The following is a 23,020-nucleotide window of genomic DNA, read 5'->3' as shown; positions in this document are numbered from 1 at the left end:
GACGGGGAATGCCGCAACGCTGTCGGAATCCCTGGAAACTGTCGAGAGCGGCGAGCGCGCGGCGCAAGATTGCGCGGGCGAAAGCGCGAAGGCCGAGAGATCAGGGGGACGGCCCGCATCAGCCAAACCCGCGGCGCGGGCCAAGTCAGCCAAGCCTGCTGAACCGGCCAAGCCCGCGACACCATCTAAGCCACCTGAACCCGCCGAGTCCGCCGAACCGGCGAAGTCCGCCACGCCAGCCAAGTCCGCCACGTCGGCGAAGCCCCCGGAGCCGGCGAAGCCGTCGGATTCGGCCAAGCCGGCCCAACGGGCCAAGCCTGCCAAACCGGGCAAACCGGCCAAACCGTCCGAGCCGGCCAAACCGTCCGAGCCCGCCAAGCCCGCCGTTCCCGCGAAACCAGGCTCACCCGCCAAGCCCGCCACACCAGCGAAACCTGCGAGAGCCGTCCCGCAGGTTGAGCCGGCGGGCCCCGCAGCCCGTCCGGCGCGCGGTGGCCGGCACCGATCAACGCTGTGATCAACGCTGGGCGCTGCGGCACGGCCTATGACCTACAACACCTGGATGACAGCCCTCGCGGCTATGCCCACGCTCACGGCGACCACAGCGCTCGTGAGCGTGCCCACGAGGTAGTATTCCGCGAACCCCATGTCGTTGAGTTCCTGAAAGCGGGCGAGAGACTTCGCGGTCAGGACGAACGCTATAGACGGCAGGGCGTCCACGAGTACGAGCGTGAGCATGAGCGCCCTCTCCGCCATTCCGATGCAGCGGCCGGCGCGCGTCGAGAGCCTGGGCTCAGCGTAGATGGAGAACGCGTCGAGCACCTGTCGCACGAAGACCGCGCCGACGAAAACCACGGTTACGTACGCGAGGGCGATGATGAGCACCTTGTCGAATGATAGGTCCAGCGCGGTGCAGGCGGGGAGAAGCGCCTGGACGGTCTTCCGTAAGAATGTGCCCTGGTAAATCCGCAAGACGCTTTCGGACAAGCGTGCGACGTATAGGTCAACGGCAAGTTCCCACACCCCCACGAGAACGGCCACGTGAGCGCACTGGTCAAGCAGGAACACCAGTAAGCCCCTCGTTGCGCCGCGGCCGTCGAGCCCGTCGAAGCCCGAGCGCGCGTCGCCGATGGCGCCCGAGCTTGTGCCCGACCTCCCGCTTGCACCGGCGCCCGACCGCGTACTCCCGACCGCACCGCGTCCTTCGGCCATGGACTTCAGCCAGTCGATGCCGATGTGCGTCGCGGCGACGGCGGCCGCGATCGCTGCTGCCACCTTAAGCCCGTACACGTGGAACGCTATCGCGTTCGAAACCAGCACGATCGCGCCGTGCTTGAGATAGCCGCGGGGGATCCGCTTCCCCTTGCTCTCGACCACGCTGTCAGCCTGAAGCGCGAAATCCGCTACGACGTGCGCCAGAAGGCCGAGAAGAAAGAACGTCATCGCCACGGACCTCCCCATGTCTCACCCACTGAGCGGTGAAAATCCTCACATCACCCGCGTAACGGTGAAGCATCCCCCCACCAGAGCTCGGCAAGACGCCTGAGCGCCTGCTCGGCCTGGCTTACGGCGGACCAGCTCGCGGCCTTGCACCTTTTCTGGACGTTCTGCAGGGCGATGCCGAGCGCCTTGCCTGCCGCGCCATACGTGCCGAGCCGCTCGTAGTGATGAATGGCGTCCCATTGAGCGGGCGTCCATCGCCCCTGGATCGCGTCCATGAGGGCTAGGAGAGCACCCACGGCCTCGTCGAAGCATGGGTCGCCGGAACGCACAGCGGTGCGCGGCGCCGTGCCTTTCCCGAGGGACTCCAGAGCTTCGCGGGCGCGTCTGAACGCGGAGCCGTTCATTTCCCACGAGCTCAGCGCTGGGGCGTGGACGCGCGCGCCAGGATCGGGGACCCCCGAGGCATCCGTCAACCCTGAGGGCGACACGCCTTGACGGTGGCCGGGAGCGTTCGTGTGAACGGAGCCTGACGCGTGCTCGTTGATGTCGGGCCCGGGGCCACCGGGGTTGGGCTCTATTTCACCCACTCCTATGCCGATTCGTAGACGAAGAGGCAGGCAAGCGTACCTAAGCTGTCGGACGATCTCGGGAGCTTGGAGCGGGCCTCTGCAGACAGCCTGGAGCTCGTCGCCGCGTGAGACGGAGAAGGGCGTGACGAGCAGAGGGTGTGCGACCGAGGCCAGCTTGGCGGGAAGAGCCGCCACGATGTCCCGAGCGTCCCTCGATCTAATGACGTCAGCCGTCACCACAGTCACGAGGTCGGTCCCCACGATCATTGCCTCCACCACGCCGTCACCACCCCATCTGCCTACGGCGCTGACGCCCCCATTTCACCCGTTGGAGCGTAAACCGGGCAGCTTCACCGCTCTGTTGGTTAAGCCTTTCGACACCCAGGGCGGGCATCCTTCTATTCCTCGCCAAGCTCCTGCCTGCCGAGAGCCCACACGGAGCACCCTGCGAAGGCAGCGAGCCACGCGCCCAAGACCGCGAAAGCTCTATAGAGGGCGGAAGCAACGGCGCCCACCTCTGCCACGCCCGCCTGTGCCTCAGCGTGGGCCTGGGCCGCCGCACTTGCAGCATGCCCAGCCTGGACGGCTCCGGCTGCGGCTTGGGCTGCCTGCGCGGCCGCCGCCTCGCCTTGTTCTATTAGGGCGAGGAGAACGTTGACGTTGTGGCCGATGGTGTAGGGGACTATCCTGGCGATTGCGGCGAATCGTGCGGCAAGCGATCCCATCAAGCTGGCCTCAAGGAGGAGGACCACTATCCCGACGGTGGTCGCGGCCGCCGCGGACCGAGTGAGGGTCGCCGTGCACACCGTGAGCACGGAGTATAACGTGAGCGTGAACCAGGCTATCCCGAATCCCCGCGCGACCTGGACCATGAAGGGTACCGTAAGGGCACGAGCCTCCACCGGCCGGCCGAGGGCCATCGTTACCACCAGCGAGATAGCCGTTCCCGCCACAACCGCCGTCACCAGCAGCAACAAAGACGAGAGGGCTGCTGCGGCGAGCTTGACCGCCGCGCACCGGCGCCTGTCCACACCCATGGAGACTTGCTGCTTCACGGTTCCCAAAGCGTACTCGTCGCCGGCCAGCCTCGCGGCGATGATCACGGCGAAGAGCGGGCCGAAAGACGCCGCAAAGCTGATGGTGAACGGCACGGACGCCGGGAATGACGTGGCTCTCGCAGCGAGTTCGCGCTCCTCGCCGGTCATGTCGCCCGCACCCGGCCGACTCTGCGCCCAAAGGGCCATCCCACCTATCATGAGCGCTTCGAACGCCACGAGCGCTATCATGACGACCCAAGTAACTCTCATCCTCCTGAGCTTGAGGATTTCAGCGGCCAGCCAAGACACCGGGGTTCACCTCGCCTTCTCTCCTCTCGCCTTCTCTCCTGGTGAGGCGCTCGCTCTCCCACTTGCCCTGCTTGGTCGCCCGCGATTGCGTGCGATCCACGCCACGCGTGCCCGCCGTGCGCGGTCGGCGCACGCGGGCAGTCCGCGCGTCCTCGTACTTGCCCGCCCTTGGGCAAAGAACTCCGCTCACCGGGCCTGCTTCGGTTCCAGCCTCACCCGGCGACGCCCACCGCTCTTTGACAAGCTGCCCGTCGTTCCCGCGCCTGTGGCTGTCACCCTCCCCTTCGCCCAACACATCGAAGAACACTTCCTCCAACAAGGCCCTCCGTGGTTGGATCTGGTGGGCGAATATGTCCTGCGAGGCAAGAAGGGCGTTTAGGCGGCTTGCGGCGGCTCGGTACGCCGCATCTGGCGAGGCCGGCGCGCGAGGGACGCCGACTGAGTCTGGGACTGCGACTGCGCGCGAGACGGCGCGTACGTCTGGGAGGGCAGCCGGCGCGCGAGGGAGGACGCCAACCGCGTTCGTGACGGTGACAGCGTTTGTGACGGAGACCGTGTCCCGGACGGTGACTGCGTCCGGAATTGTGACTGCGTCCGGGACCGTGATCGGAGAGGAGACGCCGCCGGGGTCCGGGACTGCGTCCACTGAGCCCACCGGGAACGCCGAGTGCTCCACGGCGTACTCCACCACGAGACAATCACCGTCACGCTGCACGGCGCGTATGAAGTCCCCGTTTCCGCCGTGCGACGCACCGTCGACGGCGACCGCATGGGCGCGCAGGATTCCCTCGGCTCGCTCGGTACAGTCCACCCGGATCTCCACGGCGGGCGCCGCGGAAAGGAGGTCGCTCACGCGCCCCTGGGCGAGCACCACGCCACGCCTGAGAATCGCCACCCTGTCGCACGTCATCTCGACTTCGTGCAGCAAGTGGCTGGATAGAAACACTGCCTTGCCCTGGGCGGCAAGGGTCCGGACCAGGTCGCGCATGTCTTTGATGCCGCCGGGATCCAGGCCGTTCGCGGGCTCGTCTAGCACGAGCACTGCGGGGTCGCGCAGAAGCGCCACCGCAAGCCCCAGGCGCCTGCGCATCCCCTGCGAGTAGCCTCCTACCTTGTCGCGCGCCCGGTCCGCCAGTCCCACGAGGTCGAGCACTTCGTCGATCCTTCGCTCCGGAACCCCTCCGAGGGCCGCGGCGAAGACGCGCAGGTTCTCTCGCCCGCCCATGTGTGGGTAGAACCTCACGCCGCCGAGTAGGGATCCCACCATGCGGCGCGGAGCTGGGCTCGCCCAGCCGGCCCTCTGCCCCAGGATCTCGACGTGCCCCGCGGTTGGACGGACGAGGCCGAGGATCATGTTGATAGTGGTGGTTTTGCCCGCTCCGTTCGGGCCGAGGAAGCCGAACACCTCGCCCGCCTTGATTTCGAGACTGACCGAGTCCACGGCTCTGTGACGCCCGAACACGCGGGTCAGGCCGACCGTGCGTAATGCGACCTCGCCGGTTGCCTCGTGTGTGCTCGCCCCCGTCTTTCCTGGGTGAACGCCCGGGACGTTTCCCTCACGCCGTGCACGCCGTACACGCTGAAGGCTCAACCTCATCTCCCCCTCATCCTCCTCATCCTCGACACCCTCAGCACCCTCATCGCCATCCAGATGTTCCCATCCGACAGGTTAGACGACTCTTGTCGCGAGGTATTCGGACCTTGTGAACGCGGCAACGCCGCCGGTCGTAGCGGCCGGAGCGGCAAGCGGAAGGGGACAGCGAGACGCCGGGACGAGCCGAGCTTGCGGACGAGTTGGCTGAGGGCTGAGGGATGAGCTGGGTTGACGGACGTGCTGGTCCGACGGACGAACCGGGCTCACGGACGGGTCGGGCTGACGGACGAGCTGAGCTAGGCCAACGGACGAACCGTGCTCACCGACGAGCCGAGCTGAAAGACGAGAGGAGCTGACGGACGAGCCGAGCAGGCTGACGGGGCGGCGGGAGGGAACGGCGCGACGGGAGACAGAGCCGACGGGCCGAGACCGGATAGGCCGGGACCGGATAGTCCGAGACCCGACGGGCCGAGCACGGATGGGAGGAGACTGGATAGGCCGAGACCGAACGGGACGGCCGCATCGGAAGGCGTGAGGGGACAGGGAGACGGCGCGGGTTGAGGGGGCGGATCGGAGGATCACGGTGCTACGCCGAGGACGGCGGAACGCCGGAGAACATGCCGTCCTCGACCGGCGCCGTTCCTGGCCCCGTTCCTAGCCGGCGTTCCATGTCCAGGCGTCGTATACTCTAGAATCTGAATGTCATCTCGACGGTCGCGACGATCTGGATGTTTCCGGTGGCGACCATGGCGCCGGCATCAGCTCCGGAAAACCCCTCGTCCACCTTTGCGGCGCGCATCATCGTCGGGAGCGGCATACCGCTAGACCCACCCGTATCGGTGATGGTGGCGATGCCTTTCAACTTCACGCCCGCGGCGCGGGCGGCGGCCTCGGCCTTGCGGGTGGCGTCCTTCACGGCTTTCTCGAGCGCCTCGTCGCGGAATCGCGACTCGTCGGAGACCTCGAAAGAGATGCTGCGCACAACATTGCCGCCGGCCTCGGTCAGAGCGTCGATCACTTTGCCGACCCTCGCCACATCGCGCACTGTCACCGTCATGGTGTGGACGGACCTGTAACCGGTGAGTACGCTCTCCTTCTTGTTCTGGTCGTAGCGGTACTCCGGGTTCAGCGAGAGCCCAACCGTTACGATGTCGTCGTCTGCGATGCCGAGGTCATGCAGAGCCTTCACTACGCTGGCAGCTGTCTCGTTGCTCCGTTCTTGCGCTTCACGTGCCGTGGCGGCGAGAGTCTCAACGCCCAAAGACACTCGGGCCAGGTCCGGCTTGGCATCGACGATCCCGGTGCCTGAGACCCTCAGAAGCCCGTCTTTCTGGTCCTCCCGCGCCCCCTCTTGCGCAGCTTCAGGACGCGCGCCGACCGCGACAACAGCCGCTACAACGATGAGAGCGGCAGCCGCGGCCGCAATCAGGCGATGACTATGATTGCTCAAGCAAATCCCCTCTCCCTGTTAGGTTGACTGGACGCGGAGCCAGATTGGCTCCCGGAGCCCGGTTGGTTGAACACGGCCGGACGGAGGTCGTTGTTCCGACGACCTCTAATACGTTGCTTAATACGTTGCTTCATGCCGATGGTTCCCGGACAAGCTCTGGAACATCATGGCGTCTTGTGAAGACCATGGCACCGGTCTGACGGTTCAGGTAAGGAGCTCTAGTGGATCATCTACAGGCAGGTCGGGACTGAGTGTAACGTCCAGCCACCCCGGTGCAGCAAGGTTACAGTATGCCCGACGCCTTCGGCCCCTCAGTAGTCAACGGCGACCGTGGGCACGCCCCCGGCCATCGCGAAAAGTGCGGAATGGAACCGCGTGGCCACGAAGGCGTCCATGCGCGAATAGCATGCTTTGAGGACATCGGCGGAATGGGCATCATCCATGAGAACTACGCGCGAAGTGCCCGCCCCTCCCCCGGGCTCCACCGATACGAGGTTGAGCAGGTCAAGGCTGGCGCTTCGGTCATTCTCGAGAGGATCGTCCACCCTGCACCGCAACCAGAGGAAGACCATGCCTCCCAGATCACGCGTCACGCGTCGGCATACCTCGGCGAGGGCCTCGAGGTAGCCGGGATAGCTCGAGTGAGATCCGCTGCGGTGGTTACGGTGGTTAGGGAAGGACTCGCCCAAGTGGTTCCGGGCCCGGCGCCGGGGTGCACCCGCTCCGGTATCCCGTCGCCGCCATTGCCGTCGTGCCTCGGGCTGGCTGCTCCAGCGGCGCACCGTCATGCCTATCCACGGACGGGGATAGCGGTCCAGGAGCTCACATACGCGAATCACCCGGGGGTCGTCCGGCGGGGCCGGCTCCAGCGCCAGCGCCACGTCGGGCATGACGTGGACCTTGGCACCGCGCGCTTTCCCGCCGAGGAGCTGGAGCACCGCCGTCTCTGATACGGACTCCCTGACTCCGGTCCACAAGGCTCCCGCGAGCGCCCATCGGGCGAGCGCCCGCTGTAAGGGAGTGGCGAACGGGCCGATCGATTGCCCCACTACGACTATGGGCGGAGCACTCCCACAGACGTAGTGCTGGTCTTGCCAGGAGGCGAGGCCAACCTTGAGTTTGTGGGTTTCCTCATGGAGCAGCAAAATAGAGACGGTCGCCTGCTCGGACTGGACGAGCTTCTCGTTCTGAACCGAGTATTCATTGAACGGCGGATCGAGACGCGCGTGGCTGCACAGCTGATTCAAAAGCCTGAGGTAGAGGCGCGCGGTGTGCTCGAGAGACTTGTCGAGAGAGGGCTCCTTGAGCCGCGCGGCGAGAAGAAAGGACGCTTGTACCATTTCTCGGCCGCTGTGTATGCGGGAATTGGGCAGAAGGCATCATACGCGCGCGTGAAGGGTATCAAGCCCGAGCAACAGAGGCAGAAGGTTTTCCAGTACGCGAAGAAGCATGGTAAGATCACTCGCCGGGAGGCGGCCGAAATATGCCAGATTAGCGACTTCCAGGCGACCCGCCTCCTAAGGGAGCTCGCGAAGGACGGCCAGCTTAGGTTGCATGGTAAGGGCAGGGCGTCCTTCTACACACCAGCCAGTCGCTAACGCGTCAAGCGGTGACGGATCCACCGGTGATGCGCCGAGCGGGGGCGCGACGCAGAGCAACAGTGCTAGCCGTGGTACCCCGAATGCGTGGGACGAGTGGCGAACAGTTGAGGAAAGGAGCCGATGGAGACCGGAGAAACGCGACAAATATGAGCAAGAAACGAGCGCGCTCGTTTCGCCAAGAGGCTATGAACGAGCGCGCTCGTTTTTCTTCTGCCAACGGGCAACAGCTCTGCGACCCAAGAGCACAGCAATAGAAGTTGATTACACACGGGAAGTCGTGGTATCCTCATTTTGGAAGCCGCGTTCCAGATGCTAACAGATGATGGACGCGCCAGGGCGGGACCGAGAAGCACGACCTCGTCTCGCTTGCGGATTCCGCCGGTGTTTTGGCGGAGTGCGGTGAAGACCGACGAGACCTCGTGCGACGATGGCTAGGACGAAGGAGGTTGTAGAATGGCTGAAAAGCAAGTTGAGTTGATTACTCGAGGGTTCGTGAAGGCGCTGAGGTCAAGGAACACCCGTGTGGAGAAAGCCACCCTGTTTGGGTCCTACGCTACGGGGCAGGCGACACAGGATAGCGATATCGACATTGCCATAATCTCGCCGTACTTCGGCAACGACTGCGTTGAAGAGGCTGTCATGCTGAAGCGGGTCAGCGAGGACATTGACCTCGACATCTCGCCCCGACCCTATTCGCTGGACGAATACCGCAAGGCGAGCCGCGGCGAGTTCCTGTACGACGAAATCCTTCGCAGGGGTCGACCCATTGACGCATAGTCTGCGGTCATAGCCAGCGGTCTTCAGTGAGCTACTGCACCTGAGGACCGCTGCCAAGCGTATTGCCACCTGTATGGCACCTCCCTCGTGTGATCAGATGTCCGCGCCTCCCGTCGCATCCCGGTGCACCCTCGTGCCTCCCCACGCGTCGTCGTGGCTGCCTCGGAGTGTCCGTGCCTGTCCATACGTGTCCGTGCCCCGTCTCGTGCTCTGCTGTACCTCGTCTGCCTCATCGACAGGGCGATGAACCTTCAGCAAGACAACCAGCAAGACAGGCTGTTACCCCGATCCATAGAAAATGCAGAAGACCTCTCGCCTTACAGAAGGAATCCGCCAACCAACAGAGAATAATTCATTCACAGAACGAATCAAAATCCCAGTCAAGATCCCAGGCGAGTCGAGTTCTGCGGAGGGGCAATTCATGAGAGGGGGCGGGAGATGCTCGAGGACTATAGGTGATGCCTGGTGCCCTCTTGGTTTGTGGCGGGTTTCCAATTCTCGCGGGGCGACGTCTCGAGGCGACGGTTCGCGGTCGGTTCTGCATCTGCGCCTCGCGGCCGGTCCCACATCTGCGTCTTGTGGCCGGTTCTGGGCCTGCGTGTCGCAGTGGAGTTACTGTGTGGAGTTACTGTGAAGTCGGTCTAGAGATGGCTAGGGTGGACAGCAAAGGTCGAACAAGGGCTGTGTACGGCGAAAGGAGCCGCGATATGCGGCGGTATGCGGAAGTGCGGACAGACTGCATGATAATCCTTCAGTCCTGAGATTGGCTGCCCATAGACTTATGCTCAGACTCATGAGGAGGGTCAGCGCATGCGAAAGAGGGGGTTTCTGTCAGCCGTTTCTCTTGCGGTGGTGGTTCTGTTGTTGATCACGATGGCCGGGACCGCGGCAGTCGCTGCGGCGGCTCAGCCGGTGACCATCAAGTTCCTCAATTTCTCATCGAGCGGCGCCAACGAGCAAGTCCTTGACCAGATGAGACAGGAGTTCGAGAAGCAGCACCCCGACATCAAGGTCCAGATCGAGACGATCGGCTACGGCGACTATTTCACTCAGCTTCAGACTAGGATAGCCGGGGGGAAGGCGCCTGACGCCTACGAACTCAACTACGAGAACTTCGTGACCTACGCCAAGAAGGGCGTTGTCATGGACCTCGGATCGCTGATCAGGGAGACGGGGTTCGACACCTCCGTCCTCAACCCCAACGCCCTTGGGGCGTTCGCCGTGAGCGGCCAGCAGTACGGCCTTCCTGCTAGCTTCTCTAACGTCCTTCTCATCTACAACAAGGACCTCTTCGACAAGGCCAAGGTCTCCTATCCGACTGCCAGCTGGACCTGGGCGGACGTGGACCGCGCCGCCCAAAAGATCAGGGCGCTCGGCAAGGACATTTTCGGTCTCTCTCAGCCGATTCAGTTCTGGGAGTTCTACAAGATGGTCGCCCAGAACGGTGGGAGCATCCTGAGCGCCGACAAGACCAAGTTCACGATCAACTCCCCCCAGAACGTCCAGACTCTTCAGGTCATGGTTGACAGAGTGAGGAAGTCCAACGTGGTTCCAACCGAGGCGCAGCTCGCCGGCATGGGCGACTGGGACCTCTTCAAGGCCGGCAGGCTGGGAATGCTTGTCACAGGCCTCTGGGCATTCCCGGACTTCAAGCAGAACGTGACCTTCAACTGGGACGTCGAAGTAGAGCCTGGCAACGTGAAGAAGGCCACTCACTTCTTCTCCAACGGCCTTGTCATCAATAAGAACACCAAGTGTTCCAAAGAGGCGTTCGAATGGATCAAATTCATGTCGGCGAGCAAGGAGGCCGCCATGCTCAGGGTGAAGGCCGGATGGGAGCTTCCGGCGGTCACTTATCCGGACGTCCTACAGGCCTACATGAAGGACACGCCGCCCGCTAACAGAAAAGCGGTCTTCGACTCCCTCGACTATCTCGTCACTCCTCCGGTGATCGAGCAATTCTCGGAGATGGCGGACATAGTCGGAGGGCACCTTGCGGCGGCGGTGGCCGGCGTGAAGACGCCGAAGCAGGCTCTCGACGACGCCCAGAAGGAGCTGGAGCAAAAGATAAAGCTGTAATGGCAGCGGTCTGACCGGCAGCAACCAGCGGGACGTATGGCCGACAGCAGCCGGCCAGCGGACCAGGCCCCATCTCGGGCCACGGTGCGGTGCGATGTAGCGCCACGACGCACGAGGAAGCGCGATACGGTGCGGGGCGGCCACGGGTCTCGGAGGCCTGTCTCACGGACGAGGGCATCGTGACCCGCGGCCGCCCGCGCCCACTCGGATCGTCGACGACCACGGACGGCGGCGACGACAGGCCGATCGCAACGACGACGGGCCGACCGCCAACGAGAGGCCGCCGACGACGCCGGCGGGCTCACTCGTGCCCGCAGGGACGGCAGGCAGGGAGGTGACAGCATTGCGTATCCGCGGCAAGGGCGCGTTCCTGATCCCCGCGCTCTTCCTCTTACCGAGTTTCGTGGGGTTCATCGTCTTCAGCCTCATCCCGATGATATCCTCCCTGGGCATCAGCTTTACGGTGTGGGATGCCGTGAGCGGGCCACCGAAGTGGATCGGGCTTGAGAACTACGAGCAGATCCTGAGGGGAGAGGAGTTCTGGCGCGTGCTCCGCAACACGCTGTACTTCATCGTTCTGTACTTGCCCCTCATCCTGGTAACATCGCTCGCCGTGGCTCATCTGCTCAACGGCAAGGCGCGGGGAATCGGCGCGTACAGGGTGATCTACTACATCCCCGTCTTGACCTCGTGGGTCGCCGGATCGCTCGTATGGAGATGGCTTCTCAGCCCCGAGTACGGTCCCATAAACGCCCTCCTGGGGTACTTCGGCATCACCGGACCGGGCTGGCTCCACGATCGGAACTGGGCTATGCCCGGCATCGTCATTGCGAGCATCTGGAAGGACATGGGATTCTTTGGACTCATTCTCCTCGGAGGACTGCAGGGCATAAACCCTTCCTACTACGAAGCCGCGGAGATCGACGGAGCATCGGGATGGCAGAAGACGATCCGCATTACCCTGCCGCTCTTGTCACCGAGCCTTTTGTTCGTCATCGTCATCTCGCTCATCAACTCCTTCCAGTTATTTCCCCAGGTCATGATAATGACCAAGGGCGGCCCCCTTGGCGCGACCGCTGTCGTGGTGGAGCGGATCTATCAGTACGCCTTCAGGTATTACAAGATGGGCTACGCCTGCGGATACTCCTGGCTCCTCTTTGTCATCATCTTCGCGGTCACTCTCGTGCAGATGAGGATGCAGAAGAGGTGGGTCCACTATGAGTCGTAGCCGAAGCGGTCGCAGTCGAAGTCGAGGCCGGGGCGCCGTTCGGCAGGGGTTGTTCTACGTGACAGCCACAATAGTAGCGTTCTTCATGCTGCTGCCGTTCTTCTGGATGGTGAGCACCTCACTCAAGCAGAAGGGGGCGCTCATGGCCATTCCGATTCAGTGGATCCCGCCTGAGATCAGCTTCGAGGGTTACAGAAAGCTGTTCTCCGTGATCCCGTTCGGGAGGGCGGTCATGAACAGCATCGTGGTTTCGTCCATGGTGACGCTCGTGACCATGACATCGGCCACCATGGCCGCGTACGCGTTCTCGAAGCTCGAGTTCAGGGGACGCGACCGCCTCTTCTATGCTTACCTTGCGACCATGATGGTCCCCGGACAGGTCACGATCATTCCGGTGTTCATCGTGCTGAAGTATTTGGGCCTTCTCGATACGTACGCCGGAGTGGTGGTCCCGACATCGCTCTTCAACGCTTTCGGTATCTTCTTGCTAAGACAGTACATGAGCACCATCCCGAACGACTTCACGGAGGCGGCCCTCATAGACGGGGCGTCGCACTTCGCGGTGTTCGCCCGCATAGTCCTGCCCTTGAGCAAGCCCATCATCGCCACGTACGGCGTCCTCACCTTCATGGGCGCTTGGAACGACTATTTCTGGCCCCTTGTCGTCCTCAGCGACAGGAACAAGATGACCTTGCCCGTGGCGCTCAGCCATCTGAGCGGGCAGTACAACAGCGACTACAATACCCTGATGGCAGGGAGCCTCATTTCCATCCTGCCTATCATCCTGGTTTACCTATTCGCTCAGAAGTACTTCGAGGCGGGGCTTCAGGTGGGCGGACTGAAACAGTGACGGCGGACTGAGACAGCGACGTGAGACAGTGACTGCGGGTCGAAACCGTCACGTGAGACAGTGACGTGAAACAGTGGCGCGGGCGACGTCGGGACGCTGGGATCGTTGAGCTCTGGAGGAGTGACCACATGACAGACAGGACCGGTGAGAGAACCCGTCTCCGCATAAAGCACATACCGTTCGGCCTGAACGACCCGTATGAGAACCACGAGTACGAAAGGCGTCCGAGACAGCCGCTCGACGGCGACATGGTGGTGGTAAAGGCTGTCGTTGATCCATGTCCTCCCGCAGACGCCGTGTCATTGAGGATGGCCGTGAACGGAGTCGAACGCGCGCCGGTGCAAGCGAGGAAGGTCCGCGATTACTTCAAGGATAGAGAGTGGTTTGAGTTCTCCCTGGGTAGGTTCAGGGCGGGAGACCGGGTGGAGTATGTCATCACCGTGAAAGACGCGCGAGAATTGCATGGCGCGGAGGGCTGCGCGGAAGACGGCGTGGAACGCGGCGCAAAGGACGACGCGAAAGAGCGCATGGAGGGTAGCCTCGAGATGGGCGCCGAGGGCGCCGAGGACGCCGCGGGAGGCGGCGTGGGAGGCGGCCTGGAAGACGTCCAAGACGGCACACGAGATGGCGCTGAAGGCCGCCGCAGCTGCACAGAGTCCCAAGTCTATTCGTTTACGGTGATGGCCCGGACATGCGTGGAGGAAGCCCGGGACATCACATTCGCGAACAACAGAGTGGCCGTAACGTTCGCGGCTCCCGGCGGAGCTGCGACTCCCGGCGGAGCTGTGGCTCACGTATCAGGTGCGCCCCCGGTCTCAGGCGCGGCCCCCGGTCGAGCTACGGTTCGCGTCTCAGGTGCAGCTCCTGTTTCACCCGGGGCGCACGTCGCAGCTGCGGCGCCAGCCGGATCTGAGGCGCCTGTCCTTCACCTTGCGCTAGAAAGAGGCCGTCTTCGCATGGTCTACGCCTTCGGAGGAGCGGCTCGTGCCGACGCCGGCACCGACGCTAGTAACGCTGGTACTGACGCCAATGTCGGGGCTCACTCCAATGCTGGTGGTGGTACCGGTGTCTGTGGTGACGCTGATGCTCGTGCTGACGCCGTCACCGATGGTAATGCTGGTGCTGTGGCCAGCGTCGGTGCTGATGCCTATGCTGATGCCTATGCTGACGCCGGTGCCGACGCCGACGCCGACGCTGACGCTGACGCTGATGCTGGCGCTGGTGCTGATGCTGATGCCGACATAGATGCTGACGCTCGTGCCGGCGATGAATGCGAAGGCCTGTGCTCGTTCGAACGGGCCGGCGAGAACTCGTACATCTACCGCGACGTGAAGTCCGGCCGCTCCGTGGAGATAACGAAGAGCCCCTTCTCCTTTGCCGTCCGGGACGAAACCGGCCGCGTCTTGCTCAGGTCGGAAAGCTCGATAGACCCGGGAGGCGCAGCAGACGGACTCTTCAGGCACCTGGAGGTCATTTCCGTCCCAGGGGCAGCCACCCCCGGCCTCGATGCCTCCTCCCCTCGGAAGTCGGTAGATTCGGTCACTCTGAGATTCGTGTCGGAAGGCAGCAAGTACTTTGGGTTTGGGGAGAGATTCAACAAGCTGGACCAGGCGGGATTGCAGCCGGACATCTGCGTATACAATCCTTATCTCTATCAGGACAATAAGACCTACATGCCCGTCCCCTTCTTCTTCACAGAGGCGGGCTTCGGCATGTTCGTCAACACGCCGAACTACGTGAGGTTCGACTGCGGGGGCACCCAAACCGGCCTAGGCGGCCTCGGGCGATGCATCGAAAGACGCATCGGGATAAGCGCCAAGCTGGACGCGATAGACCAAGCCAGGGCGCAAAACCAGTCCAGCGCGAAGGACGACGCCGGCGGTAGAAACCAAGCCGACGCGAGAAACCTGCCCGACGCGCGAGACCGAGCGGACGCGGGACACCGGGCCGCCGCAAGAGACCTGGCCGACGCAGGAGGCCGAGCTGACGCGGCAAACCAAGGCGACGGGGCAAACAACGGCGACGCGAGAAACCAAGGCGGCGTAATGGGCCAGGTCCTTGAGATCTACGTATTCTTCGGCACGCCCTTGCAGGTGATACGAGAGTATCTCTCGCTCACCGGCCGACCGGCGCTCCCGCCGAAATGGGTCTTCGGCCCCTGGATGTCCAGCAACAGCTGGAACACTCAGCGCGAGGTCGTGGAACAGGTCCACAACATGAGAAAGCACGACATCCCCGCCACTGTGTTCGTGATCGAGGCGTGGAGCGACGAGGCGACTTTCTACATCTTCAACGACGCCGAGTACGAGCTCAAGGACGGGGAGCAACACTTTACCTACGGCGACTTCACATTCCCCCAGCATGGGAAATGGCCGGATCCCAAGGCCATGGCGAAATACGTCCATGACGCCGGCCTGAAGCTCATCCTGTGGCAGATACCTGTCATCAAGCACTTCGACGTCCCCGAAAACGCGCAGCACGTTCTCGACGAGGCTTACGTGATACGCGAGCGGCTCTGCGCCATGAACCCCGACGGCACGCCCTACCGGATCACGGACGGCTGGTTCGGAGGCAGCCTGCTCCTGGATTTCACAAACCCCAGGGCGAGGGAATGGTGGTTCAACAAGCGCAGATACCTCCTGTCAGACCTGGGTGTCGACGGCTTCAAGACCGACGGCGGGGAGTTCATCTTCGATGATGACATCGTCTTCTTCGACGGTTCAACGGGCCGGGACATGCGAAACCGATATCCCAACGTGTATGTCGCGGCATATAGCGACTTCATCGGCAAGGACCCCACCGGCAAGGGCAGGATCACTTTCAGCAGGGCAGGGTTCGCAGGGGCTCAGAGGTACCCGCTCCATTGGGCAGGCGATCAGCCTTCCTCGTTCGCTCACTTCAGGAGCGTCCTCGTGGCGGGGCTGTCCGCCAACATCTCCGGGATACCCTTCTGGGGCTACGACATCGGCGGCTTTTCGGGCGAGATACCGACGCCGGAGCTATTCATCCGGTCGGCGGAGATGGCGGCGTTCGCTCCGGTCATGCAGTTTCACTCCGAGTCCCGCGGCGAGTTCAACCGGGACCGCAGTCCGTGGAACCTGGCCGAAAGGACCGGGGACACGCGCGTCCTCGACATCTACCGCTATTACGCTCACCTTCGCATGAACCTCCTTCCCTACATCTATCAGGAGGCTATGCATGCCAGCCGAACCGGAGAGCCGATGATGCGCCCGCTCTTCATCGACTACCCGGACGACCCCCATGCCTACGAGGTCGAGGACGAGTACCTTTTTGGGAGGGACTTGCTCGTCGCTCCCATAACCGAGGAGAACTGCTTTGCGAGGGACGTGTACCTTCCCGAAGGCGAATGGATCGACTTCTGGACCGGCGCGGCCTACCAGGGTAGGGCGGTCGTCTCGTACGCGGCCGACCTCGACAGGATTCCTGTGTTCATTCGCGGCGGCTCGGTGATCCCGCTGGATCTTAGCGACAGGTTCGAGCTTGGTCATTCACACGGCAACAGGGTCGACGCGTACGAGAACCTGTGCTTCCTCGTGACGGGCCTTCCCCTTGAGCGTCATGTTGAGCATCATGTCGAGCCTCAGGTTGGGCGCTATGTTGGGTGCCATGTTGGCCGTCGTGAACCCGGCGGGTCAGGTGGGCACGGATCTTGCGACGTCGTAGACGACGTGGGCGATGGAGCGAGCGGGAGCGAGGGCTACGAGTTCGAGGACGACCTGGGTAACAGGGTCCTGGTCAGCGTCCAAGGCCGCGCAGACGAGGGTGGGCCGAAGGAAGCCCACGCGTGCAAGATCAACGTCTCCGTATCCGGCCCGGTCCGGGAGGTCTACGTGATCGTCCCGCGCGCCGACCTCGTGGACGGCCCGGCGCTACCCATCAGAATCCACGGCGTCAACGGCCGCGAGATGTACCTGTATGCGGTGCGCAGTTGAATGCGCAGCGCCAGAACGCAGCGCTGATACCTGGAACGAAACGCTTACAGAGGAGAGTCTACATGGGCGATCTTTTCAGGACAAGCATAGAGCTGATTCTCGAGAACCAATCTCCGGGAGGGGCGTACGTCGCGTCGCCTTCGTTCCCAACGTACCACTATTGCTGGCTGAGGGACGGGAGCTTTACGGCGTACGCAATGGACCTCGCGGGTGAGCACGAGTCCGCGGAGCGGTTCTTTCGATGGGTGGACAGGGTGATAAGGCTGCACAGCCACAAGATCGAGACGGTGATCCGCAAGATACAGGACGGCCAGAGGCTCGAGCAGAAGGATTTCCTGTTCACCCGGTACACGCTCGATGGTAACGAGGAAAACGAGAGCGATTGGGAGAATTTCCAACTCGACGGCTACGGAACGTGGCTCTGGGCGCTCGCCGCGCACGTCGAGATGACGGGCCGGGCTGAAATCCTCGCGGAACTCAGCGAGAGCATCCGCGAGACTGTTCGGTACATCGAGAACCTCTGGTATTATCCGAACTACGACGTTTGGGAGGAAAACGGCGACAAGGTCCACACGTCCACCCTTGCCTGCCTTTACGGCGGGCTCAGCTCCATCGCCGAGCACCTGAGAGACGACTGCTCGGGCTCGACGGTTGCGGCGCCGCCAGGGGCACTCGCGGGGGCGCTGGCGGGGGTGCAAGCAGGGGGGCCGGCAGGGGGGCCGGCAGGGGCGCCGGCGAGGGTGGCGGCGAGCGCGCCGGGGATCGCGCCGTGCCGGGAGTTCCCGCCAGGGCAGGCGAGCGCGCCAGAGAGCGCGCCCGGGATCGCGCCGGCAAGTGAGCTGCCGGAGGCGCTCGCAAGGGCGCTAGCGAAAAGGATACGGGCGTACATCCTGACCAATTGCGTCGCTGATGGCACTTTTGTCAAGCATGTCGGAAGCCGGGATGTGGACAGCAGCCTTCTCTGGCTTGCCGTGCCTTTCCGAGTGGTGGACGCGCGAGACGAGACGATGCGCGCCACGGTGAAGCGAATCGAAAGGGAGCTTCTGCACGACGGGGGGCTCCACCGGTACGCGAAGGACACCTTCTACGGCGGCGGGGAATGGATTCTCCTGACGTGCTGGCTCGGGTGGTATTATGCCGAGAGCGGCGATGTCGCAGGGGCTCGGCGGCTCGAGAAGTGGGTCGAGCAGGCTGCGGATGCGGCCGGGCACCTGCCGGAGCAGGTGTGCGCGCACGTAAACGACCAATCGTTCTATCCCCGCTGGGTAGAGAAGTGGGGTGAGGTCGCAAAGCCCCTCCTGTGGTCGCATGCCATGTACATAGTGCTCGAAAGCGCTTTGAGGGCTAGCGCCGGAGACCCGTGAACCGGCAACATGACAGAAGAGATGAAAGAGGCGGTGCGTTGAAGTTGAAGATTCGCAAGGGCAGCCGCAAGCTGATGAAGGACCTCAATATCTCGATAGTGATCGATGCCGTGCGCCAACATGGCCCGATCTGCCGGGCGGACCTCGCCAGAGTGACCAACCTCGGACGCTCCACGATCACCGGAATCGCCTCCATGCTCCTCGAAGAGGGCTTTCTCGTGGAACTCGGGAGCGGCGAGTCCAAGGTCGGGCGACGACCTATCCTGCTCAAATTCAATGAGAAGGCCCGGCCGGTCATCGCCATCAAGCTCGCACCAGGCAGGATCGTCGGCGCGGTCACGGACATGAACGCGCATGTTCTGTGCCAGCAAGAGAGGATGCTGGCAGACCATGAGACCGCGGATGAGATCGTAGAGGCCCTGATTCAGATGACACACGCACTCCTCGCTCAGGCAGCGGTGGACATCGACGACGTCCTCGGCATAGGCATAGTGCTTCCGGGCATCGTGGACCCGGAGACGGGTGTGTCGGTGTGGCCGTCCTTCTTCAACTGGATAAACGTGCCGATGAAACAGATACTCGAGGACAGCCTGGGCGTCCAGGTGTTCATTGATAACGACGCAAATGCAGCGGCTTTGGCCGAGAAGTGGTACGGCGCGGGGCGAGACTACGCTGATCTCGTCTGCGTAACCGTGGGGGCCGGTGTCGGCGCGGGCCTCATAGTCGGCGGGAGGCTGTACCGGGGCGGCGCGAGCGGAGCGGGCGAGATCGGCCACATGACCATCGACGAAGAGGGACCGCAGTGCATATGCGGAAACCGGGGCTGCCTCGAAGCGATGGTATCGGACAAGGCCTTGGTCCGGCAGGCGGTCGAGAGACTTGCGGAGAGCGGCGGGTCCGCGCCTGGATCCATGGTTTTGCAACTGGCCGGGGGCGATGAGTCCAAGATCACCCGCGAGATCATCGTCGAGGCGGCGAAGGCAGGCGACGAGATGGCACAGGTGCTGGTTCGGCAGGCAGGCACGCACATCGGCACAGGCCTTGCCAACCTCGTTAATATCCTGAATCCCGAGGCCATCATCGTAGGCGGCGAGGCTGCGGCCCAGGCGGGGGATCTCCTCCTCGAGCCGATAAGGCGGACGGTGAAAGAACGGGCGTTTGCCGTCCTGTCCGAGAAGACGGAGATCCTTCCGGCGAAGCTGCCCGACGGGTGGCTCGTAGGGGCGGCCATACTCGTGCTGCAGGAGTTCTTCGGGCTTCCCATCTACAGGCAGGAAGAAGGGCGGAAATCGATAAACCTCGCCAGCCTCGTGTGATCGCGGCGCTCCATTGTGCCAATAGCTCGCGTTAGTAGTGTGCGACGGTAGTGCACGACGAGGCGCTTCGTAAGGGTCGACAATGGCCGACCCGTCGGCGCACGATCATCCGCACAAACCCCCAATCGGCGATGCAGTTGAGCGGAGCCGGGTCGCGCCAAGCATTGCCGACGCACGCAAGCAAACACAACGCTCATGCTATCAAAGAGCCTTGGCTCTCCGCACGAAGACTCAAACCCGCTTGACAAGATGGCAGCGCTCTGGCTATTATCATAATGCGAATATGCCTCCTGGTGTTCCACTGCTCCTTGGTATGGACGCAGCAGGGATGCCAGGCGAGAATGCGGGAGAGGCCGCCGCTAGGCGGTCTTCTCCGTTTGTGCTGTTAGGAGCCCCTGCTGCAGAGAGCTATGGTCTCCGAGGAGATTTGTTTTCGCTCGTCAGCCGCTTCCCAAAGGTCGCCGTGGTAGGTAACCTTTGGCCCATGTATCAGCCGCACGATTACGCCACTGTCCTTCGCCATTTGCACCGCCGGCAAGAGATCGCTATCGCCGGAAACCATCGCGACGATGTCGGCCCGACCTCTCGTGACCACTGTCGCGATATCCAGTCCGATCTGAAGGTCCACTCGCTTCTGTTGAAATATGGGGGATCCGTCGTCAGCGGTCCCTCGATACTCGAGACGTCCCTCTCGCACTGTAAACCTGTCCAGCCGTTTCAGTGCCGAGAGGAACCGCTGTTTTCGCGATACCATTTCCCGCTCCTCGTCGCTCGGGACGAGTGACTGGTAGGGGAGGCAGTCATAGTAGTAAGTAAAGAGGACTTTAACCCGCCGCTCTCGGCACGAACGCAATTAAAGTGCAACGGCACTGTCTTTAATAAGCGACACAAGTCGCGTGCTCTCTTGCCCGCCGGATGACCCCTTGGGACCATGTCGCCCTTCTCCTTGTCATGGCGACGCAACGTCTGGCCGACGCAACTGGGAAGCGTTGGGTCGATGTCCCCATTTCCGCAGAGGTGCACCCGGTGCGCCATACCCGCAACTCCGCAAGGGCTTTCCGTAAAGGTACCGATTAACTAAACTCTGCAAGCGAAGCGGCCGTTTCGAAGTCGATGCCAGCGTGGTGGAAAATCCGAAGATAGGGCCGGTAGGCGAATAGGCGCCGCCGTTGCCTGCCTGTCACCTCTTCCAAGAGCCCAAGCCTCTGAAACTGCCCCACGATATTGTTGGCAGTGGGGAACGTTACATCCAGGAGTTCCGCGGCCTTGCTCACTGTGAGCATAGGGTGCTCGTAAAGGCGCTCCAGAAGCGTCAACGAGCTCGGATTCGCCAACCCATTGTGACTGAGGATTCCCCTGTGTTGCTCTCTCAGGGCAAGTATCGCCCGAGCAGTATCCGTCGCCTGCGCGGAGATTTCTGCTACACCCTTTAGGAAAAACTTGATCCAGCCTTCGAAGTCTCCCTGAGTTCGGACCGCCATCAACCTGTCATAGTACTCCTGACGGTTCTGCTTGAAAAAGAGTGACAGGTACAGGAGTGGCCTCCTGAGAATGCCCTTTTCGCACAGCATGAAGGTCACGAGAAGCCTACCGAGGCGGCCGTTTCCGTCAAGGAACGGGTGGATTGTCTCGAACTGGACGTGCGCCAGGGCGCACTTGACCAGCGCGGGCATGGGTTCCTCTGAACGAAGAAACCTCTCGAGGTCGTTAAGCGCCTCCACCATCTCCGGGACCGGCGGCGGAACGAACACCGCGTTTGTGAGCGTCGCGCCCGGCGGACCTATCCAGTTTTGCGTTCTGCGGAACTCCCCCGGGCTCCGCTCGCCTCCCCTTGAGTCCTTCAGGAGCACTTCATGGATTTCGCGGATGAGCCTTAGGGAGAGTGGTAGCGTTTCAAGCCGCTGCAAGCCATAGTTCATTGCTTTGACGTAATTGACTACTTCCTCAACATCCGGAGGCATCTGTCGCCTGGTGTTGTCCAGCTCAAGTTCCAACAGATCTAAGAGGGAGGCCTGCGTGCCCTCGATCTGTGAAGATAACACTGCTTCTTGGCGGACATACATTGCAACAAATAGATTGGGGTTCGGGAGGATCTCCGTGGCACCGTCCAGGCGGCCGAGAGTCCTATCCGCCTTGGACAGGAGCTCGAGAAGCTGGCTATCCATTTGGATCGGAGGATGGGGGGGCAGGGGCTTCGGAATGAACGCCGCGTACCCGCCCGGCTGCCTGGCAAATGTGCCTGCTCTTGTGGAGTTCACGCGTAACCACCCCCACCTTGACGCATCGCCAGTACTGGACTGCGTGCCGTCCGGTGCTATTAAGGAGGACCTTAATCCGCCGATTTTCCCGACAATGTAATTAAAGTATATCGCCATTCACTTTAATAAGCAATGCCATTCACTCCATAGCCGCGTCCCAGAGGTCGCTATGATCGGAAACGGGCGCGCTCGTTTCACGAAGCGGCTGCGAACGGGCGCGCTCTTTTGTTACGTTGCTCTTGCGTTGCGCTGCGTTACGTCGCTCCCGCCTGTCGCGCCGTTGCTCTCAAGAACTCTAACCGAATGACACCGCGTTCCGCGGGAAGCAGCAAGAGGAGCCTCCACGCCAACACAAGGAATCTCCTTGCTTGCCGGGGGACTTTCCAGTACAATCAAGCCGAGGGCTAGGCAGGAATCCCCGAGCCGCTTCTCCGGGGTCGGCCGGCCCAGCCCGCGGCGATGGTCACCCACCCCGGCGGCACGGTGACACGCCCTATGCCAGCGGCGGTGCGGCACCCAGCGTCCGGCCGCTGCTACGCAGAATTCTCCAGAGCTCGACCGCGTGCAAGCAGAAACGCTGGGACGTGACCAGGCGCAGACAGAGTCAGCGTGGAGGCCCGGGAGTGTTCGGGTCCCGGGGCGCGAATGGTTCGGCACCCGCAGGTGGTGAGCAGGCTGGTGAACACGAGCGAGATGTCCGGTGAGACCATCGCGGCAAGAGCGTACGAAGCTTGCACAGAAGCTTGCACAAGTGACGAGATGCACGAGGGCGACGAATCCAGGCGCATTCTCGGCACACTCAAGCGGTACTTCGCCTCGAGAGATGACGTCGTCGTGGCGTTTCTTTTCGGGTCGCACGCCAGGGGTAGGGCGACCAGACGCTCAGACGTGGACGTAGCAGTATACTTCGCCGGCGCACACGATTTAGCCAGAATCAACGGTGTCGCAGGAGAACTCGAGGCACTCCTTCACAAGGACGTTGATCTCATCGTCCTGAACGAAGCGAACGCATCGGTGGCGTGGGCAGCTTTAAGAGGGATTCCGCTGGTCATCCGCGACCGGGCGTTCTACCTGCAGTACATGCTGGATGTCTCGCGGGAGGCTGAAGACTTCAGCGAGCTGCTCTATGATTTGTGGGGACTCCGGCGGGCACACCATCACACCACTAAGCACAATCATGCGGAGGGTTAGA

Annotated in this window: 17 protein-coding genes and 1 pseudogene; 9 read left to right on the top strand and 9 right to left on the bottom strand. The window is 62.6% G+C overall.

Features of this window, described 5'->3' with window-relative positions; genetic code table 11:
• Positions 1 to 147: 147 nt before the first annotated feature.
• The 7 genes and pseudogenes from NUW12_09715 to NUW12_09685 all read right to left on the bottom strand — a co-directional run bounded on the left by NUW12_09715 (position 148) and on the right by NUW12_09685 (position 7,547).
• Positions 148 to 438: pseudogene (locus tag NUW12_09715) on the bottom strand (collagen-like protein).
• A 111-nt stretch (positions 439 to 549) separates the two neighbouring features.
• Complete coding sequence (locus NUW12_09710; GenBank protein MCR4403036.1) at positions 550 to 1,443, bottom strand: DUF3307 domain-containing protein; 894 nt, start codon at positions 1,441 to 1,443, stop codon at positions 550 to 552.
• Between the two features lie 50 nt (positions 1,444 to 1,493).
• A complete protein-coding gene (locus NUW12_09705) occupies positions 1,494 to 2,291 on the bottom strand; it encodes a SatD family protein (protein MCR4403035.1) in 798 nt (265 codons plus the stop codon).
• Between the two features lie 119 nt (positions 2,292 to 2,410).
• Positions 2,411 to 3,319, bottom strand: coding sequence for an ABC transporter permease (locus tag NUW12_09700; GenBank protein ID MCR4403034.1), 909 nt, complete (start codon positions 3,317 to 3,319; stop codon positions 2,411 to 2,413).
• 19 nt (positions 3,320 to 3,338) lie between these two features.
• The gene (locus NUW12_09695) at positions 3,339 to 4,955 is read right to left on the bottom strand and encodes an ABC transporter ATP-binding protein (GenBank protein MCR4403033.1); all 1,617 of its coding nucleotides are present in this window, start codon (positions 4,953 to 4,955) and stop codon (positions 3,339 to 3,341) included.
• Positions 4,956 to 5,640: 685 nt separating this feature from the next.
• A complete protein-coding gene (locus tag NUW12_09690) occupies positions 5,641 to 6,402 on the bottom strand; it encodes an SIMPL domain-containing protein (GenBank protein ID MCR4403032.1) in 762 nt (253 codons plus the stop codon).
• Positions 6,403 to 6,713: 311 nt separating this feature from the next.
• Positions 6,714 to 7,547 carry a polysaccharide pyruvyl transferase family protein gene (locus NUW12_09685; GenBank protein MCR4403031.1) on the bottom strand — a complete coding sequence of 278 codons (834 nt, stop codon included), beginning with the start codon at positions 7,545 to 7,547 and terminating at the stop codon, positions 6,714 to 6,716.
• Between NUW12_09685 and NUW12_09680 the strand changes: the two genes are divergently transcribed.
• The 8 genes from NUW12_09680 (at position 7,536) to NUW12_09645 (ending at position 19,570) form a co-directional block, all read left to right on the top strand.
• The gene (locus NUW12_09680) at positions 7,536 to 8,000 is read left to right on the top strand and encodes a hypothetical protein (GenBank protein ID MCR4403030.1); all 465 of its coding nucleotides are present in this window, start codon (positions 7,536 to 7,538) and stop codon (positions 7,998 to 8,000) included. The two genes, NUW12_09685 and NUW12_09680, sit on opposite strands and share 12 nt — an antisense overlap.
• 456 nt (positions 8,001 to 8,456) lie before the next feature.
• On the top strand, positions 8,457 to 8,780 hold the full coding sequence (locus NUW12_09675; protein MCR4403029.1) for a nucleotidyltransferase domain-containing protein: 324 nt from the start codon (positions 8,457 to 8,459) through the stop codon (positions 8,778 to 8,780).
• An 810-nt stretch (positions 8,781 to 9,590) separates the two neighbouring features.
• Positions 9,591 to 10,859, top strand: a complete 1,269-nt coding sequence (locus NUW12_09670; GenBank protein ID MCR4403028.1) for a sugar ABC transporter substrate-binding protein — start codon at positions 9,591 to 9,593, stop codon at positions 10,857 to 10,859.
• 343 nt (positions 10,860 to 11,202) lie between these two features.
• Positions 11,203 to 12,087 (top strand): sugar ABC transporter permease, encoded by an 885-nt coding sequence (locus NUW12_09665; protein ID MCR4403027.1) that lies wholly within the window; start codon positions 11,203 to 11,205, stop codon positions 12,085 to 12,087.
• Positions 12,088 to 12,145: 58 nt separating this feature from the next.
• Entirely contained in the window at positions 12,146 to 12,937 is a 792-nt protein-coding gene (locus NUW12_09660; GenBank protein MCR4403026.1) for a carbohydrate ABC transporter permease, read from the top strand.
• Between the two features lie 128 nt (positions 12,938 to 13,065).
• Positions 13,066 to 16,890, top strand: coding sequence for a hypothetical protein (locus NUW12_09655; protein MCR4403025.1), 3,825 nt, complete (start codon positions 13,066 to 13,068; stop codon positions 16,888 to 16,890).
• Between the two features lie 62 nt (positions 16,891 to 16,952).
• Positions 16,953 to 18,254 (top strand): glycoside hydrolase family 15 protein, encoded by a 1,302-nt coding sequence (locus tag NUW12_09650; protein ID MCR4403024.1) that lies wholly within the window; start codon positions 16,953 to 16,955, stop codon positions 18,252 to 18,254.
• A 38-nt stretch (positions 18,255 to 18,292) separates the two neighbouring features.
• Positions 18,293 to 19,570 (top strand): ROK family transcriptional regulator, encoded by a 1,278-nt coding sequence (locus tag NUW12_09645; GenBank protein ID MCR4403023.1) that lies wholly within the window; start codon positions 18,293 to 18,295, stop codon positions 19,568 to 19,570.
• 385 nt (positions 19,571 to 19,955) lie between these two features.
• Here NUW12_09645 and NUW12_09640 read toward each other — a convergent pair whose 3' ends face one another.
• On the bottom strand, positions 19,956 to 20,423 hold the full coding sequence (locus NUW12_09640; GenBank protein ID MCR4403022.1) for an NYN domain-containing protein: 468 nt from the start codon (positions 20,421 to 20,423) through the stop codon (positions 19,956 to 19,958).
• 220 nt (positions 20,424 to 20,643) lie between these two features.
• Positions 20,644 to 21,945: a Fic family protein gene (locus tag NUW12_09635; GenBank protein ID MCR4403021.1), complete on the bottom strand. Its 1,302-nt coding sequence runs from the start codon at positions 21,943 to 21,945 to the stop codon at positions 20,644 to 20,646.
• Positions 21,946 to 22,506: 561 nt separating this feature from the next.
• On the opposite strand from NUW12_09635, the gene NUW12_09630 reads away from it, so the two are divergent.
• Entirely contained in the window at positions 22,507 to 23,019 is a 513-nt protein-coding gene (locus NUW12_09630) for a nucleotidyltransferase domain-containing protein (protein MCR4403020.1), read from the top strand.
• The last annotated feature ends 1 nt before the right edge of the window (position 23,020 follow it).

The sequence above is a fragment of the Bacillota bacterium genome, assembly GCA_024653485.1.
Classification (GTDB): Bacteria; Bacillota; SHA-98; order UBA4971; family UBA4971; genus UBA6256.
This window is presented reverse-complemented; position numbering and strand designations above follow the sequence as displayed.